The organism is Anaeromyxobacter sp. K (assembly GCF_000020805.1).
Lineage (GTDB): Bacteria > Myxococcota > Myxococcia > Myxococcales > Anaeromyxobacteraceae > Anaeromyxobacter > Anaeromyxobacter dehalogenans.
This window is the reverse complement of sequence record NC_011145.1, coordinates 3,069,548-3,085,977: the sequence shown is the minus strand read 5'-3', so window position 1 is coordinate 3,085,977 and position 16,430 is coordinate 3,069,548. Positions and strand designations below refer to the sequence as shown.

The window sequence follows — 16,430 nt, the reverse complement described above, 5'->3', positions numbered from 1 at the left end:
GCCGCCGCACGGGATCGTCCCTCTGCGCCCGACGCTAGGCCGCCGGCGCCTCCTCGAACAGCCAGGTCGTCAGGTACCGCTCGCCGGTGTCGGGCAGCACCACCACGATGAGCTTGCCCGCGTTCTCGGGCCGCCGCGCCACCTCGCGCGCCGCCCAGGCCGCGCCGCCGCAGGAGATGCCGGACAGGATGCCTTCCTCGCGCGTGAGCCGGCGCCCGAAGTCGCCGGCGTCGGCGTTCTGGACCGTGATCACCTCGTCGATGAGCGAGGTGTCGAGCACCTTCGGCACGAAGCCCGGCCCCCAGCCCTGGATCTTGTGCGGCCCCGGCTTGCCGCCGGAGATCACCGGCGAGTCGGCAGGCTCGGCGGCCACGATGCGGAGGGACGGCTTGCGCGCCTTCAGCACCTGGGCGACGCCGGTGAGCGTCCCGCCGGTGCCGGTCCCCGCGACGACGATGTCCACCTTGCCGTCGGTGTCGCGCCAGATCTCCTCCGCGGTGGTGCGGCGGTGGATCTCGGGGTTGGCCGGGTTCTCGAACTGCTGGAGGATGAGGTGCCGCGGATCCTCGGCCGCGAGCGCCTGCGCCTTCGCGATGGCGCCCTTCATGCCCTCGGCGCCGGGCGTGAGCACCAGCTTCGCGCCGAACGCGGCCAGCAGCCGCCGCCGCTCCAGGCTCATGCTGTCGGGCATCGTCAGGACGAGCTTGTAGCCCTTGGCCGCGGCCGCGAACGCCAGCCCGACGCCGGTGTTGCCGCTGGTCGGCTCGAGCAGGATGGTGTCCGGCTTGATCTTCCCGTCGCGCTCGGCCGCCTCGATCATCGCCACGCCGATGCGGTCCTTCACGCTGGAGGCGGGGTTGAAGCTCTCCAGCTTGGCCACCACGGTCGCCCGGGCGCCGTCGGTGATCCGGTTGAGCCGCACCAGCGGCGTGTTTCCGATGAGCTTCGTGACGTCGTCCGCGATCCGCATGCGCCCTCGCTCCCGCCGGACGTCCGGCGGATTCCGTTATAGCGGACATCCTTAGAAGCGGACGCGCCTCCTGTCAAGCGGACGCGACGGCGGTCGCCGCCGGGAGGGGCGGGCCGGATGCCTGCGCGCGGTTGAGACGCGGTCGCGAACGCGGGTGCGCACGTCACGCACCGTCAACGCTCCCTGACGGGGGCCGGCGTGGCCGAGTCTTGCTGATCCAGGTCAATCCCGCGAGCGTGCGACAGGGCTGCCGCCGCGCCCGAACTCCATGGACCTCGCCACCCTCTGGATCGTCTCCGGCTCCGTCGCCAGCGTCGGCCTGCTCGCGGGCGGCCACCTCGGCCGTCGCTGGGCCCGCGAGCGCCGCGACGCGGCCGAGCTCGAGGCGAGGCGCGCCCGCGGCCAGCACCTGGCCCGCTCGCTCCACCCGATCATCGATCCGAACGTCTGCATCGGCAGCCTCTCCTGCCTGCGCGCGTGCCCGGAGGGCGACATCCTCGGCATCGTGGACGGCGCCGCGAAGCTGGTGCACGCCGACCACTGCATCGGCCACGGGCGCTGCGCCGCGGAGTGCCCGGTCGGCGCGATCCGGCTGGTGTTCGGCACCGCCGAGCGTGGCGTGGACCTGCCCGAGGTCGACCCGTTCTTCGAGTCCTCCCGGCCCGGCGTGCACGTCGTCGGCGAGCTGGGCGGGATGGGGCTCATCAAGAACGCGATCCAGCAGGGGCTCCAGGTGGCGGAGCGGCTGGCCGAGACCGCGTCGCGGCAGGCGCCGGTCGCGGTGGTCGGCGCGGGCCCGGCCGGCATCGCGACCGCGCTCGGCCTGAAGGCGCGCGGCGTCCCGTTCCGCCTCCTCGAGCAGGGCACCATGGGCGGGTCGATCGCCCACTACCCGCGCAAGAAGGTGGCGATGACCGAACCGGTGGAGCTGCCGCTGGTGGGCCGGTTCGGCAAGCGCCTCATCAGCAAGGAGGAGCTGCTCGCGTCCTGGCAGCGCGTGCTCGCGAAGGCCGGGATCGCGGTGGAGGAGGGCGTCAAGGTCACCGGCCTCGACGGCGAGGACGGCCGCTTCGAGCTTCGCACCGAGCGCGGCACGGTGCAGGCGTCGAAGGTGGTGCTGGCGGTCGGTCGCCGCGGCACGCCGCGGAAGCTGGGCGTGCCCGGGGAGGAGCAGGAGAAGGTCCTGTACGGCCTGCTCGACCCGGAGGCGTTCGACGGCAACCGCGTGCTGGTGGTGGGCGGCGGAGACTCGGCGCTCGAGGCGGCCATCCAGCTCGCCACCGAGTCGAGCGCGGAGGTCACGCTCTCGTACCGCGGCGCCGAGCTGGCGCGCTGCCGCGAGGCGAACCGCGCGCGGCTCCAGGAGCTGGCCGCCGCGCGCCGCGTGCGCCTGCTGCTCGGCTCGCAGGTGACGGCCATCCGCCCGCGCCAGGTGGTCCTCGACGTGGGCGGGCGCGCCGCCACGCTGGAGAACGACTTCGTGGTGGTGAACGTCGGGGGCGAGCTGCCGGTGGAGCTGCTCTCGAAGGCGGGCGTGGCGCTGCGGCGCTACCACGGGGAGGCGCCCGGACAGGTCCACCGGCCCGCGCGGCCGCGGCCCGCCGCACCCGGCGCCCGGCCCGCCGCCGGCGCGTCGCGCACCGCGGCCGGACGGCGCCGCCGCCGCGCCTTCCACGCCGCCTACGCGCTCGCCGGCCTGGGGATCCTGGCGGTGCTGGCGTGGAAGGGGCGGGAGTACTACCCGCTGGCGCGGCTGGAGCGCCTCCGGTCGCCGCTCCACCCGTCGATGAAGCCCGCCGGGCCGTGGGGCCACGGCGTCGGCATCGCGGCGACGCTGTTCATGCTCTCGAACTTCCTCTACGCGGTCCGCAAGCGCTGGAAGCGCTTCGCGCCGCTGGGGAGCATCCGCGGCTGGCTCGACTTCCACGTGTTCGTGGGCTTCATGAGCCCGCTCGTCATCGCGTTCCACGCCGCGTTCCAGTCGAACAACCTGCTCGCCACCGGCACGGCGGGCGCGCTCTGCATCGTGGTGGGCACCGGGATCGTCGGCCGGTTCATCTATGGCGCGGTCCCCTCCGACGGCGGGAAGGCGGTGGAGCTGGCCGACCTGCTGGCGCGCTTCGAGCGTTCCCGCGCCGCGCTCGGCCCGCTGCTGCAGGAGGCCGGTGCGCCGGCCCGCGCGCTCCTCGACCGCGCCACGGCGCCGGTCCGCGCCGGCTCGCTGGCGCTGCTGTTCGTGCGCATGCCGGCGGAGTCGCTCCTGCTCGGGCTGCGGCTGCTGCGGGTGCGCGGGCGCTTCCGCGGCACCGGCCACTACGGCGAGTTCAGCGCCACCCTGGTCGGGCTGGCGCGGCTGCGCTGGCAGATCCGCTTCTACGCCTCGCTGAAGCGCCTGCTCCGCGGCTGGCGCGTGTTCCACGCCTCCCTGGCCGTGTTCCTGGTCCTCGTCATCGCCGCGCACATCGGCGTCTCCCTCTACCTCGGCTACGGGCTCCTCCACCGGTGAAACCCTCGACCGCAGCGCTCCTCGCCTCGCTCGCGCTGGCCGCCCCCGCGGCGGCGCGCGCCGACGTGTTCTCGCCCGGCCCGCTCTCCCGCCCCCACCGCGACCTGGAGGGGCTCCAGAGCTGCACGAAGTGCCACCTCGCCGGGCAGCAGCTCTCGGCGGACACCTGCCTCGCCTGCCACACCGAGCTGAAGGACCGCGTCGCGCGCGGCCAGGGGTTCCACGGCCGGCTCCCCGCGGCGGAGCGCGCCTGCGAGAAGTGCCACCACGAGCACCAGGGCCGCGACTTCGCCCTGGTGGACTGGGGGCCGGGCGGGAGGAAGGGCTTCGACCACGCCCGCGCCGGGTTCGAGCTGCGCGGCAAGCACCGGCGGGTGGACTGCGCCCGCTGCCACGACCCGCGCCTCGTGGCGGACCCGGCGGTGGCCGAGGTGCTGCGCAAGCAGCCGGAGCGCCGGACCAGCCTGGGCGCGCCGCAGCGCTGCGCCGCCTGCCACTTCGACGAGCACCGCGGCCAGCTCGGTCCCGACTGCGCGCGCTGCCACGGCGAGGACGCCTGGAAGCCGGCGGCGCGCTTCGACCACGCGCGCGCCGCCTACCGGCTCGACGGCAAGCACGTGCGCGTGGCCTGCGCGAAGTGCCACGCGGACGTGGTGGAGGCCGCCGGCGCGCCCGGCCCCGGCATGACGCCGCCGGTGCGGGCCGCGGCGACCGCGCGCTACAAGGGCGTGCCGTTCCAGGCGTGCACCGACTGCCACAAGGATCCGCACCAGGACCGGCTCGGCCAGGCCTGCGCGAGCTGCCACGTCACCGCGGACTGGAAGCAGGTGACCGGGCTCGGCGCGAAGCGCGCCTTCCACGAGAAGACCCGCTACCCGCTGCGCGGCGCGCACGCGACGGTGGCGTGCGAGGCGTGCCACGGCCCGTGGCCGGGCGAGAAGGCGCGCTACAAGGGGATCGCGTTCGCGCGCTGCACCGACTGCCACGCCGACGCGCACGTGGGCCAGCTCGCCCGCGCCGCGCCGGCCGGCGGCGCGGCCGCGCGGCCCGCATCGACGAACGGTGCCGCGGCCGGTGCGGCCGCCGATCCGCGCGCCTGCGACCGCTGCCACGGCGTGGACCGGTTCCTCCCGGCGCGCTTCGAGCCGGAGGACCACGACCGCACCGCCTACCGGCTGGAGGGCGCCCACCGCGCGGTGGCCTGCGCGCTGTGCCACCCGAAGGACGCGCGCCTCGCCGCGAAGGTGCCGGCGCGGGTCCGGGAGGAGCTCGGACGCCACCGGCGGCCGGTGACGGTGAGCCTCGCGGCGCTGGACCTGCAGCGCCCCTCCGACTGCCGCAGCTGCCACAGGGACCCCCACGGCCGGCAGTTCGAGGCGCGCACGCACGCCGAGGGCTGCACCGCCTGCCACGGGCTCGACTCCTTCCGCAAGGTGCGCTTCGACCACGCCCGCGACGCCCGGTTCCCGCTCACGGGCAAGCACGAGCGGACCGCCTGCGGCTCGTGCCACGCGCCGGACGCCGCGGGCGTGGTGCGCTGGCGCGGCGTGCCGCAGGCATGCGCCGGCTGCCACGCCGACGCGCACGCCGGCCAGCTCGCGGCGAAGGGGCAGGGGACCGACTGCGCCCGCTGCCACGAGACGGCCGGCTGGAAGGCGCCGGCGCCGCTCCGCTTCGTGCACCAGCAGCCGTTCACCGCGTTCACGCTCGACGGCAAGCACCGCGCGCTCGCCTGCGAGAAGTGCCACCCCGCGGTGCAGGTGGACGGGGCGGCGGTGCGCCGCTACCGCCCGCTCCCCGTGAAGTGCCAGGGCTGTCACGCCGACTTCCACCAGGGCGCGTTCCGGGGGTACGTGCCGTGATCGCCACCGCTCCGCGCCTCGCGCTCGCCCTCGCCGCCTCGGCCGCCCTCGCGGGCGCCGCCGCCCGCGCCACGGCGGCGCCTCCGGGCGCACCCCCGACCGCGCCCCCGGCGCGCGCCGACCTCGCCGCGCCGCGCCCCGGCCCCGGCGCCCACGGCGGGGACACCGACTGCGGCGCCTGCCACACCGCCGACGGCTGGAAGGCGGTGACGTTCGCGCACGAGCGCACCGGGTTCCCGCTCGACGGGCGGCACCGCGACGCGCAGTGCCGCGCCTGCCACGCGGGCGGCACCTTCGCCGACCCGGTGCCGCGCGCGTGCGCCGCCTGCCACCGCGACGTCCACGCCGGCCGGCTCGGGCCGCGCTGCGCGACCTGCCACGACCCGACCGCCTGGTCCACGCCGACGTTCGGGCCCGAGGCGCACCGGCGCACCGCGTTCCCGCTCACGGGGCGCCACGCCCTGGTGGCGTGCGAGTCCTGCCACGGCGACCGCCGCGACCGCGCCTTTGCCCGGCCCACGCCGCGCTGCATCGCCTGCCATGAGGCCGACTGGGCCCGCGCCGGCTCCGCCGCGGCCGCCGTGAACCACGACCTGGCCGGCTTCCCGCAGGACTGCCGCGGCTGCCACGGCGCCTGGCGGTTCTCGCCCGCGGGGCTGCCCGCGCACGAGACCTGCTTCTCGATCAAGTCGGGGCCGCACGCCGGCATCCGCTGCAAGGACTGCCACGCCAGCTTCCCGCCGGTGGACTACGCGCAGCCGTTCACCTGCGCGACCGACACCGCCGACTGCCTGCGCTGCCACGGGAACGTCGCGGGCGAGCACGACGGCGTGGCGGGTTTCCAGCTCGTGAACCGCAAGTGCTACGAGTGCCACCGCTTCTCGGCGGCGTTCGGGGGCCTGCACGGAACCGGGGTGCCGAGATGAGGAGCCTTCCGACCATCGCCGCCGTGGCCGCTTCGCTGGCGCTCGCGTGCAGCCAGGGCGGCGACGCCGCGCCGTCCCTCACCATGCCGTCGCGCGCGGGCCACGCGCAGCGCTGGTTCCCGATCGTGGCGGGCACGCCGCACGCGACGGCCACCTGCGACGACTGCCACGGCGCGTTCGACACGTTCGCGAAGTACGACTGCATCCACTGCCACACCGGCGACCACGCCGACGAGGCGGCGCTGGCCACCCGGCACGGCGCCGTGCCGGGCTTCCAGTTCGCGAGCGAGGCCTGCTACGGCTGCCACCAGTCCGGCGTGGGCGTGGATCACGCGAAGCTGTTCCCGATCGTCGCCGGGACGGCCCACGCCACCGCCGGCTGCGCCGAGTGCCACGTGGACCCGGCGAACCGGAGGACCCTCGGCTGCGCCGGCTGCCACGATCACGAGCAGGCCGCGATGGCGACCGCGCACGCGGCGGTGCCGGACTACGCGTTCGACTCGGCGCGCTGCGTCCGCTGCCACGCCGAGGCGCAGGTGGACCGCGTGGCGGCGCACCTGCCGTTCGGGATCGCGTCCGGCCTGAAGCACTCGGGGAGCCGCGCCGCCTGCCTCACCTGCCACCCGGCCACCCGCGCGGACAAGGCCTGGGCGGCGGACTTCGCGGTGAAGGACTGCCTCGCGTGCCACGGGGACACGGAAACCACGTCCCACCACACCCAGATCTCCGGCTACGCCTGGGCCACCGAGGCGTGCATCCGCTGCCATCCGACGGGGGTGAACTGATGTTCGGCGCGCTCGCCCTCGTGCTCGCCGCCGCGCTCGCCGCGGCCCCCGCGGCCGCTCCCGCGAAGCAGCGCCCGCGGCGGCCGGTGCGCGCCGTCCCGACGCCGGCGGCGCCGGTGGCCCGCTCGCCGTCCGCGCCCGGGGACGCTCCCCCCGCGCCGGTGCGCCGGGCGGATCGCCCGCGCGGCACCGGGCAGGTCGCCTACGCCACCGCCTCGCGCGCCTACCTCGACGCGGGCGCCGAGGACGGGCTCGCGGCGGGCGCGGTGCTCGAGCTCCGGCGCAGCGGCGCGCCGGCCGGGCGGTGCACGGTCGAGTCGCTCGCGCCGCACCACGCGGCGTGCGCCGGCACCGGGCTGCGCGCCGGGGACGCGTTCCGGTTCGAGCCCGCGGCGCTCGCCGTCGAGGCGAGGCAGCTCCCACCGCCGCCCGGCGATGCGGAGCTGGCCCGCCGCCTGGCGGTCGTCACCGCCGCGGCCGTCCCGCAGGTCGAGTTCCGCGCCGCGCCCGGCGCCGCGTCGGCTCCGGTGCCCCGCAGCCGCACGGCGGAGGTGGGCGCGTCGTACCAGGCGTGGACCGCCTCCACCGCCGGCACCTCGGACCGCGCGGCCATCGACCTCGCCATCCGGGAGGCGGAGCTCGCGCCCTGGCTGACGCTCGACGTGGACGCCCGCGCCGAGCGCTGGCTGCGCCGCGACGCGCCGCGCTTCCGCCCGCGGGACGACACCCAGCTCTACCTCTGGCAGGCGCAGCTCACCGCCACCCCCGGCGACGCGCTGCGCCTCTCCGCCGGGCGCGTGCTGCCGTGGGCCATCCCCGGGGCGACCGTGTTCGACGGCGGCCTGGCCGGCGTGCGCGGGCGGCTGCTCGGCGCGCGCGCCGAGGGCGGCGTGTTCGGCGGGGCGGTGCCCGAGCCCGACACCACCGAGCCCACCACGCGCCGCGCCACCGGCGGCGCGTACTGGATCCTGGACGGCGCGCTCGGCCGCGGCGCCTCCTGGCGGCAGGAGGGGCGCATCGCGATGGTGCGCACGCCGGAGCTGGGCACGCGCGCGGAGGGCTCGCTCACCGGCCGCGTGTTCCTGCGGCGCCTGGACCTCTCGGCCGAGGCGCACGTGGGCGGCGGCGGCAACCGCGGCGGCACCGACCTGGACGCGGCCCGGGTGGACGCGAGCCTCCGGCCGGTGGACGGGCTGCTCCTCGGCGGGAGCTTCCGCCACGCCGGGCTCGCCTGGCCGCAGACGTTCGACCCGGCGGCGTTCCCCGGGCGCGCGCGCGCGGCGGACGGGTTCGTGAGCTGGGACCCGGTGCGCTGGCTGCGGGTGGGCGGCACCGGGGGCTTCTCGCGCGACCGGTCGAGCGGGCTGGAGCGGCGCTGGGCCGGCCCGGAGCTGGGCCTGCCCCGGCTCCTGGGCGCGAGCGGCGGCCTGACGCTGGGATACCTGGAGGAGTCGGGCTGGCTCGACGGCCGGAGCGCGTACGCGCAGCTCCTGTGGCGGCCGCTCCAGGCGCTCCGGCTGGTGGGCCGGGCGAGCTGGTCGCACGACGCGGCGTTCGGCGTCGACCGCGACGAGGTCGGCGTGCTCGCCAGCGCGACCGCGGACCTGGGCCGCCACCTCGGGCTGCGGATCAGCCTGGCGGGCCGCGGCGCGTTCGATCCGGCCGCGGAGGAGGGCGGGAGCATGCCCTACGGGATGACGGGGTTCGCGACGATCTTCGCGGCGTACTGACCGCCGGCGCGCGCGGCGCCGGCCTTGCAGCGCGCCGCGGCATGCGCCGATCCGCCCGCACGCGTCCTGCCGCCGTCCTCGCCGCGCTCGCCCTCGCTGCGGCCTGCGCGCCGCCCCCGCTCGACGCTGCGCCGCCGGGGACGGCGGGCGAGCGGGTCCGGATCGTCAGCTGGAACGTCCACGACCTGTTCGACGATGTCGACCGCACCGTCCCGCCCGGCGCGCTCGACACCGTCGCGACCGCGGACGAGGTCGAGGCGAAGCTGGCGCGGGTCGCGGCGGTGCTGGCGCGGCTCGACGCCGACCTGGTGCTGCTCCAGGAGGTCGAGACCGCCGCGCTGGCCGGGGCGCTGGCGGCGCGGGCGGGGTACGCGGAGGCGCGCCTGGTGGAGGGGAACGATCCGCGCGGCATCGACGTCGCGGTGCTCTCGCGGCTGCCGCTGCGCGCCTACGTCAGCCACCGGGACGAGCGGGACGCCTCGGGCCGGCCGCTGTTCCCGCGCGACTGCGTGGAGGCGCACGCGGCGCTCCCGGGCGGCGGGACGCTGGCGCTGGTGGGCAGCCACCTCAGCTCGGCGCTCTCCGACGACGGGACGCGCCGCGCCGAGCAGGCGGCCCGCCTGCGCGAGGTCGCGGACGGGCTGCTCCGCGCCGGCGCGCAGGTGGTCGCGGGCGGCGACCTGAACGACGAGGCCGGGTCGACCGCGCTCGCCCCGCTGCTCGGCGACGGCGGCTGGATCGATCCGGCCGCGGCGTTGCCGCCGGAGGCGCGGTGGACCTGGTCCGGCGGCGGGGCGCGCGCCGCGCTCGATCACCTGGCCGTCCCGCGGGCGGACGCAGGCTCGGTGGTGCAGGCGGCGATCGCCGGAGGGCCGGACGTGCAGGCGGCCTCGGATCACCGGCCGGTGGTGCTGGACCTGTGGCTGCAGTAGCGCCGGGAGACGCAGGGGTTCCACCGTGCCGCCCGGGTCCAGACATTTCGGCGGGGGGTGGCGCATGGCCAGCGATCGGCGTCCGGACGATCCGAAGGTTCCGACGGTGGTGGAGGGGCTCGCCGGTGGGCCCGGGCCGGCACCGCCCGGCGTGGACGACGGGACGCCGCACCCCGGGGCCGAGCCGCCCGGGCGGGCGCCCGAGCCGGACGCGCAGCGAACCGTGACCGATGCCGCGGAGCGGAGCGCCGGCACGCGGAAGGCGCACGTGGACGAGGCGCGGCGCGCGCATCCGGCGCGCGAGGGAGAGAAGGGCGAGAAGGGCGAGGGCGGCGAGCCGGCGCACGAGCCGCAGGCGCCGCGCGGCGCGGGCGAGCGCGAGGGCGGGGGAGGGACGCGGCGGTGAGGCGGGACCTGGCGGGGAAGGTCGCGGTGGTGACGGGGGCGTCGGCGGGCGTGGGGCGCGCGGTGGCGCGCGAGCTGGGGCGGGCGCGGATGCGCGTGGCGCTGGTGGCGCGCAACGCCGAGGCGCTCGAGAACGCCGCCCGCGAGATCCGCGGCGCGGGCGGCGAGGCCATCGCCGTGGTGGCCGACGTGTCGGACGCCGGCGCGGTGGACGCGGCCGCGGACGCGGTGGTGCGGGCGTGGGGCGGCATCGACGTGTGGGTGAACGACGCGATGGTGAGCGTGTTCGCGCCGGTGATGGAGACGACCGCGGAGGAGTACCGGCGCGTCACCGAGGTGACGTACCTCGGCTACGTCCACGGCACCCGGGCCGCGCTCCGCCACATGCTGCCGCGCGATCGCGGGCACGTCGTCCAGGTCGGGTCCGCGCTCTGCTACCGCTCCATCCCGCTGCAGAGCGCCTACTGCGCCGCGAAGGCAGCGGTCCGCGGCTTCACCGACGCGCTCCGCTGCGAGCTCGCGCACGATCGCAGCCGGGTGCGGCTCTCGATGGTGCACCTGCCGGCCGTCAACACGCCGCAGTTCGAGCTGGTCCGGACGCGCCTGCCCGGCCACCCGAAGCCGGTGCCGCCCATCTACCAGCCCGAGGTGATCGCGCGCGCGGTGCTGGCGGTGGTGCGGCGGCCGCGGCGCGAGCTGTGGGTCACGTGGAGCACGGTGCGTGCAATCCTCGGTCAGCGGACGATCCCGGGGCTGCTCGATCGCTACCTGGGCCGGATCGGCTACCGCGCGCAGCAGGCCGATCGCCCGCCCGAGCCGGGGCGGCCGGACGATCTCGACCGGCCCGTGCCGGGGGATCACGGCGCCCGCGGCGAGTTCTCGGCGGAGGCCCGGCCCCGCAGCGCATCGCTCTGGCTCACGCTCCACCGCCGCAGCCTGGCCGCGGGGGCGGTGATCCTGGCCGCGGGGGCGGTGTGGGCTTCACGGAACGTGCGCGGCGCCACCTGAAGCGGGGACGTGCCGGCGCTCGGATGGGGCGCGCGTGCGCACCGCGCTGCGAGGTCGTCTCATGGCCGTGGGTCGCCGGGTCACGCGATACCTGCGAGCCGGTTCCACCGGTATGTTCCTCGCCGAGGCTGAGGAGCGGGAGCGGACGTCCGGGACGGGGGGGTTCCCGCTCCTCAGCCAAGCTCCAGGGGGGAGCAGGACCCGCGCCAGCATGCACCTGCATGCTGGCGCGGCCGCTTTTCGGCGCCGCGCCGGCAGCCCCGGGCCGGTCCGCGTGATATGTAGCGCCGGTCGGCTCCGCCGAACGGGGCGCTAGCTCAATGGTAGAGCAGCGGCCTTTTAAGCCGTTGGCTCAGGGTTCGAGTCCCTGGCGCCCCACTCCCGAGGCTGCGCCCTCGCCCCGCCGCCCCGGGCTCGCCGGAACGCGTCGGGGTCCGATCCTGCTCGCACCGCGGCGACCGGCCCGGCGCCAGGCGCATGCAGCCTCCGCCCTAGATCCTCCGCCCGCGGCCACATGCCTCGGACCGCCGGTTTGGGTCCGATATCGGCGCCGGGTATTTTGGATCTCGGGCGGCGATCGCAGCGGTCGCCGGGGGGAAGCAGCGATGACGCGGCAGGAGCCGGGGGAAGGCCACACCATCCACCGGGATGGCGTGTTCGACGTGTCGGCGGCGGAGGACGTGGCGCGCTGCCTCGCGTCGGCGCGGCCCGGAACGCAGGTCCGCGTCGACCTCACGCACGTGCGCGAGTTCCACGACTTCGGCGTCGCGGTGCTGGCCCGGGCGCTGGCCGCCTGCCCGGCCCGCGTGTCGGTGCGCGGCCTGCGCCAGCACCACCGGCGCCTGCTGCGCTACCTGGGCGTGACCGGGACCCCGGACGACGGGGCGAACGCCCCCGCCTAGCCCGCCGGCCTCACGGCTCCCGCGCCCGCACCCGCTCGCCGTCGCGGAGCGCGCCGGTGGGTCGGAGCACCACCGGCGTTCCCTCGGCGAGCCCCTCGGCGATCTCCACCTCGGTGGCGGCCATCGCGCCCAGCCGGACCGGGCGCAGCCGCGCCCGCCCGCCCTCGACCGCGTACACCGCCCAGCCGCGGTCGCCCCGGAACACGCTGCTCGCGGGCACGAGCAGCGCGTCCGGCCGGCGCGCCACCTCCACGCGGCCCTCGACGCGCCAGCCGTCGCCGAGCGGCGCCCACGCGCCCGCCGCGCCGGCCGGATCGACCAGCACGTTCACGCGCTGCTCCTCGACGCCGAGCGCGCTCACCTTCGTGAACGCGGACGGCTCGACGCGGCGGACCCGGCCCGCGAGCGGCGCGTCGCCGCCCCAGGCCGTCAGCTCCACCTCCGCGCCGGGGCGCACCCGCGAGGCCTGCTCGGTGAGGAGCTCGAGCGCGACCTCGAGGTCGCGCGGGTCGCCCAGCTCGAGCACGGGCGTGCCGGCGAGCACCGGCCCCGGGCTCTCCTGCGCGACGCGCAGGACCACGCCGGCCACCGGCGAGGCGACCGGGACGGCGCCGCCGGCCGCGCCGCGGGGCGCGGCGAGCACGGCCTCGGCCGCGACGCGCTCCGCCCGCGCCCGCCCGACCGTCGCCTGCGCGGCGTCCACCTCCTCGCGCGCAGCGCGCGCGGCGGCCTCCGCGACGTCGTGGTCGCTCGGCGCCAGGGCCGCGGCGGCGAGGAGGGCGCGGGCCCGCGCCAGGGTCCGCGCCGCGTCGGCCTCCACCACCCGGGCCCTTCGCAGCGCCGCCTCCGCCTGCGCCTCGGCGGCCGTCGCCGCGGCCGCGCGCGCCCGGGCCTCCGAGCGCGCGCGCGGGTCGAGCGGCGTCGGCGTGAGCGGGAGCACCCGGGCCACCACCGCGCCGGCGCGCACCGTGTCCCCGGCGTGGACCTCGACCCGCTCGAGCGCGCCGGTCACCGGGGCGGAGACGGCGTGCCGCTCTCGCACCCGCGCCTTCCCGGTGCCCTCCACCCACTCGGCGATGGGGCCGCGGGCCGCGCGCCGGACCTCCACCTCGGCCGCACCCCTGCCGAGGACCGCCGCCGCGCCCGCCAGCGCGAGCGCCACCATCGCTCCGAGGACGACCCAGCGCCGCATCGCTCACTCCCGCGCCTTCAGCACCTCCACCAGCTCGACCTTCCCGACCCAGCGCCGCGCCAGCGCCACGAGCAGCCCGCTCGCGGCGCAGACCACGCCCACCGCCCGCGCCCAGGTGCCGGGCGAGATGACCACCGGCAGCCGGAACAGGTCGGAGGACACCAGCCGCGAGGTGAGCGTGGCCAGCCCGAGCCCGAGGGCGCAGCCGGCCGGGATGGCCAGGAGGACCAGCACCGCCAGCTCGCCGGCCAGGATGCGCCACGCCTCGCCCGGCGTGAACCCGAGCACCTGCAGCGTGGCGAGCTCGCGCTGCCGCTCGGCGTGCGCGACCCGGGCCGCGTTGTAGACGACGCCGCCGGCGAGCACGAGCGCGAACCCGGCCAGGACCGCGACCACGCCGCCCATGAACCGCCCGATCACTGCCTCCATCGAGCGCCGCAGCTCGTCCCCCAGCGTGACCGCCGCCACCCGGGGCCGCTCCGCCAGCCGGGCCTCCACCTGCGGGCCCGCGCCGGTCGCGAGCGCGAGCAGCGCGCCGCTGGCGCGCGGGCCGTCGCCGAGGGCGGCGTCGAGGCGCGCCCGGCTCAGGGTCGCGCTCACGCCCACGAAGTCGTCCACCCGCGCGGCCACCGGCAGCGCCAGCACCGGGCGCCGCCCCTCGTGGAGCTCGGCGAGCACCGTGTCGCCCGGGCCGACGGCGAGCATGCGCGCGAGCTGCGACGAGAGCACCACCCCGGCCGGCGGCACCGGCACCTCGCGGCCGCTCGCGTCCACCAGGCGCCACAGGCGCGCGCCCGGGTCGAGGCCGGTGAGCTCCGTCCGGTGGCTGCGCGGCCCGTTGCGCAGCGTCGCGGGCACGCCGCGGAACGGCTCCACGGCGCGCACGCCGGGCAGGGCGCGCAGCTCCGCCAGCGCGTCGGCGCCGGCCGCCTCGGTGAACACCACGATCGCGTCCTCGCGGCGCGCCTCGCGGAACTGGACGCCGAGCAGGTGGTGGAGCGCGTCCTGCATGGCGCCGGCGAGGACGATCACCGCGATCCCGCAGGCGACGCCGAGCGCGGACAGGCCGGCCCGCACCGGACGGCGGGACAGGTTGCGCAGCACCATCCGCCAGGCGGGCGGGACGCCGGGCCGGGCCAGCAGGCGGTCGAGGCGCGTGGCGCGGAACGCGGGCGGCGGCTCGGGCCGCATCGCCTCGGCGGGCGGGAGCCGGGCGGCGCGGGCCACCGCGGCGGCCACGCCCACCAGCGCCGCGAGCGCGCACAGGGCCGCGCCCGAGGCGACCACCGCCGGCGCGTCGGCGTAGACGAGGAACGGGAACCGGTAGAGCTCCGCGTACATGCGGGCGAGCCCGCGGCCGAGCAGCGCGCCGCCGGCCGCGCCCGCGGCGGCGCCGGCCGCCACCACCGCGCCCACCAGCTTCGCGTAGTGGACCGCCAGCGCGAGGTCGGAGTAGCCGAGCGCCTTCAGCATGCCCACCTGCGGCCGCTGCTGCGCGACGAGGCGCGAAACGATCACCGACAGCAGGAACGCGGCGATGCCGAGGAAGATGGCGGGCATCACGAGCGCCAGCGCCCGGAGCTGCGTCAGCTCGTCGGAGAGGTAGCGGTGCGAGGCCTGGTCCCGGCGGGCGTAGGCGCCGGCGCCGCCCCAGGGCTCGAGCACCCGGTCCACCGCGGCGAGGACGTCCGGCTCGGCCGCGCCCGGGCCGAGGCGCAGCGCCACCGCGTTGAACGCGCCGTCCAGCCCCGCCGCCTCCGCCAGGTCGGTGCGCGGAGCCCAGACCACCCCGAAGCTCCGGTCGTCCGGGAACAGCATGCCGGGCCCGACCGCGTAGACGTGCTCGGGCGAGAGCGCCACGCCGACGACGCGCAGGCGCGTGCGGCGGCCGTTCAGCACGGCGCCGAGGTCGTCGCCGGGGCCGAGCCGGTTCGCGACGGCGAAGCCCTCGGTGAGGACCGCCACGCCCCGCTCGCCGGGCAGCGGGAGGCGACCGGCCCGCAGCGCGAGCACGTTGAGCCGCGGCGGCGCGCGGTCGGGCAGGGACACGAACGTCGCCCGCGCCCGGCGCGCGTCGGGCAGGTCCAGGCGGCCGGGCCAGATCACCCGCGTCTCCACCTCGGCCACGCCGGCGACGGCGGCGAGGCGCGCGCCCACCGGCTCGGGCGCGCGTCGCACCGAGGCGAACGCGTCGGCGAACCGCTGGCGCGCGTAGTACGCGTCGCGGGTCCGCAGCATGGCGCGCTCGGTGAGCACCGTGGTCACCCACACCGCCATGGCGCTCGCGATGAGCGCGCCCACCGCCACCGCCTGGCCGCGCATGCGCCCGAGGTCGTGCCAGGCCTTGTGGTCGAGCGCGCTCACCAGGCGATCTCCGCGGCCGGCGCGCGCCGCGCGTTCCGATCGACGCGCGCGATGCGGCCGTCGCGCACGTGCACCACCCGGTCGGCCAGCGCGGCGATGGCGGCGTTGTGGGTGATGACCACCACGGTCGTGCCGAGCTCCCGGTTCACCTGCTCGAGCACCTCCAGCACCACGCGGCCGGTGGCGGCGTCGAGCGCGCCGGTGGGCTCGTCGCAGAGCAGCACGTCCGGGCGCTTCGCCACCGCGCGGGCGATGGCGACGCGCTGCTGCTCGCCGCCGGAGAGCTGCGAGGGGAAGTGGTCGAGCCGCTCGCCCAGGCCGACCCGCCGCAGCGCCTCGTCGGCGGGCATCGGGTCGGGTGCGATCTCGCAGGCGAGCGCCACGTTCTCGCGCGCGGTGAGGCTCGGGACGAGGTTGTAGAGCTGGAACACGAACCCGACGTGCTCGCGCCGGTAGCGGGTGAGCGCGCGCGCCGTGGCGCCGACGAGGTCGTGCTCGCGGTAGCGGACCCGGCCGCCGGTGGGCACGTCCAGGCCGCCCAGGATGTTGAGGAGGGTGGACTTGCCGCTGCCGGAGGGGCCGAGGATCACCACCAGCTCGCCGTCGTACAGCTCGAGGTCCACGCCGCGGAGCGCGGGGACGTCCACCTCGCCCATCCGGTAGACCTTCTCCAGGCCGCGCGCCTCGAAGGCGGGGATCCGCTCGCCGTCCGCTCGCGCCGGGCTCGCCATGTTCCCCCGCACGGCGGGCGCGCGGGCTCACCGCGCCCGCGCACGCCCGGTGCACAGCGTCTCGCCTCCGCGCTCCGGCGGGGGGGACGAAAGCGGGGTGCCGCGGAGGCGTGCGCG

The 16,430-nt window shown here is 77.7% G+C and carries 13 protein-coding genes and 1 tRNA gene; 10 read left to right on the top strand and 4 right to left on the bottom strand.

What is annotated here, in order from left to right; genetic code table 11:
- Positions 1–34 precede the first annotated feature (34 nt).
- Positions 35–970, bottom strand: a complete 936-nt coding sequence (cysK, locus tag ANAEK_RS13885) for a cysteine synthase A (protein WP_012526764.1) — start codon at positions 968–970, stop codon at positions 35–37.
- Between the two features lie 268 nt (positions 971–1,238).
- Here cysK and ANAEK_RS13880 point away from each other — a divergent pair, with 268 nt between their 5' ends.
- The 10 genes from ANAEK_RS13880 (at position 1,239) to ANAEK_RS13835 (ending at position 12,026) form a co-directional block, all read left to right on the top strand.
- A complete protein-coding gene (locus tag ANAEK_RS13880) occupies positions 1,239–3,476 on the top strand; it encodes an NAD(P)-binding domain-containing protein (RefSeq protein WP_012526763.1) in 2,238 nt (745 codons plus the stop codon).
- Positions 3,473–5,338 (top strand): cytochrome c3 family protein, encoded by a 1,866-nt coding sequence (locus ANAEK_RS13875; protein ID WP_012526762.1) that lies wholly within the window; start codon positions 3,473–3,475, stop codon positions 5,336–5,338. The genes ANAEK_RS13880 and ANAEK_RS13875 overlap by 4 nt, the downstream gene beginning before the upstream one ends.
- Positions 5,335–6,264, top strand: coding sequence for a hypothetical protein (locus tag ANAEK_RS13870; protein WP_012526761.1), 930 nt, complete (start codon positions 5,335–5,337; stop codon positions 6,262–6,264). Before ANAEK_RS13875 ends, ANAEK_RS13870 begins: the two co-directional genes overlap by 4 nt.
- Positions 6,261–7,049 carry a hypothetical protein gene (locus tag ANAEK_RS13865; protein ID WP_012526760.1) on the top strand — a complete coding sequence of 263 codons (789 nt, stop codon included), beginning with the start codon at positions 6,261–6,263 and terminating at the stop codon, positions 7,047–7,049. Before ANAEK_RS13870 ends, ANAEK_RS13865 begins: the two co-directional genes overlap by 4 nt.
- Positions 7,049–8,779, top strand: coding sequence for a hypothetical protein (locus ANAEK_RS13860; protein ID WP_012526759.1), 1,731 nt, complete (start codon positions 7,049–7,051; stop codon positions 8,777–8,779). The genes ANAEK_RS13865 and ANAEK_RS13860 overlap by 1 nt, the downstream gene beginning before the upstream one ends.
- A 41-nt stretch (positions 8,780–8,820) precedes the next feature.
- Positions 8,821–9,711 (top strand): endonuclease/exonuclease/phosphatase family protein, encoded by an 891-nt coding sequence (locus tag ANAEK_RS13855; RefSeq protein WP_012526758.1) that lies wholly within the window; start codon positions 8,821–8,823, stop codon positions 9,709–9,711.
- A gap of 64 nt (positions 9,712–9,775) precedes the next feature.
- The gene (locus ANAEK_RS13850) at positions 9,776–10,117 is read left to right on the top strand and encodes a hypothetical protein (protein ID WP_012526757.1); all 342 of its coding nucleotides are present in this window, start codon (positions 9,776–9,778) and stop codon (positions 10,115–10,117) included.
- Positions 10,114–11,124 carry an SDR family oxidoreductase gene (locus ANAEK_RS13845; protein ID WP_012526756.1) on the top strand — a complete coding sequence of 337 codons (1,011 nt, stop codon included), beginning with the start codon at positions 10,114–10,116 and terminating at the stop codon, positions 11,122–11,124. Before ANAEK_RS13850 ends, ANAEK_RS13845 begins: the two co-directional genes overlap by 4 nt.
- A 306-nt stretch (positions 11,125–11,430) precedes the next feature.
- Positions 11,431–11,502, top strand: a tRNA-Lys gene (locus tag ANAEK_RS13840).
- Between the two features lie 227 nt (positions 11,503–11,729).
- Entirely contained in the window at positions 11,730–12,026 is a 297-nt protein-coding gene (locus tag ANAEK_RS13835) for an STAS domain-containing protein (RefSeq protein WP_012526755.1), read from the top strand.
- Between the two features lie 10 nt (positions 12,027–12,036).
- Here the strand turns inward: ANAEK_RS13835 and ANAEK_RS13830 are convergent, their stop codons facing one another.
- From ANAEK_RS13830 to ANAEK_RS13820, 3 genes are read right to left on the bottom strand one after another with little or no spacing between them, the layout of a single operon-like run.
- The gene (locus ANAEK_RS13830) at positions 12,037–13,218 is read right to left on the bottom strand and encodes an efflux RND transporter periplasmic adaptor subunit (RefSeq protein WP_012526754.1); all 1,182 of its coding nucleotides are present in this window, start codon (positions 13,216–13,218) and stop codon (positions 12,037–12,039) included.
- Positions 13,219–13,221: 3 nt separating this feature from the next.
- Positions 13,222–15,582, bottom strand: a complete 2,361-nt coding sequence (locus tag ANAEK_RS13825; protein ID WP_012526753.1) for an FtsX-like permease family protein — start codon at positions 15,580–15,582, stop codon at positions 13,222–13,224.
- Positions 15,579–16,313 (bottom strand): ABC transporter ATP-binding protein, encoded by a 735-nt coding sequence (locus ANAEK_RS13820; RefSeq protein ID WP_012526752.1) that lies wholly within the window; start codon positions 16,311–16,313, stop codon positions 15,579–15,581. Before ANAEK_RS13820 ends, ANAEK_RS13825 begins: the two co-directional genes overlap by 4 nt.
- Positions 16,314–16,430 lie beyond the last annotated feature (117 nt).

Coding starts and splice junctions, on each gene's coding strand:
- cysK (WP_012526764.1), bottom strand. CDS start 970: ATGCGGATCGCGGACGACGTCACGAAGCTCATCGGAAACACGCCGCTG.
- ANAEK_RS13880 (WP_012526763.1), top strand. CDS start 1,239: ATGGACCTCGCCACCCTCTGGATCGTCTCCGGCTCCGTCGCCAGCGTC.
- ANAEK_RS13865 (WP_012526760.1), top strand. CDS start 6,261: ATGAGGAGCCTTCCGACCATCGCCGCCGTGGCCGCTTCGCTGGCGCTC.
- ANAEK_RS13860 (WP_012526759.1), top strand. CDS start 7,049: ATGTTCGGCGCGCTCGCCCTCGTGCTCGCCGCCGCGCTCGCCGCGGCC.
- ANAEK_RS13855 (WP_012526758.1), top strand. CDS start 8,821: ATGCGCCGATCCGCCCGCACGCGTCCTGCCGCCGTCCTCGCCGCGCTC.
- ANAEK_RS13850 (WP_012526757.1), top strand. CDS start 9,776: ATGGCCAGCGATCGGCGTCCGGACGATCCGAAGGTTCCGACGGTGGTG.
- ANAEK_RS13835 (WP_012526755.1), top strand. CDS start 11,730: ATGACGCGGCAGGAGCCGGGGGAAGGCCACACCATCCACCGGGATGGC.
- ANAEK_RS13830 (WP_012526754.1), bottom strand. CDS start 13,218: ATGCGGCGCTGGGTCGTCCTCGGAGCGATGGTGGCGCTCGCGCTGGCG.
- ANAEK_RS13820 (WP_012526752.1), bottom strand. CDS start 16,313: ATGGCGAGCCCGGCGCGAGCGGACGGCGAGCGGATCCCCGCCTTCGAG.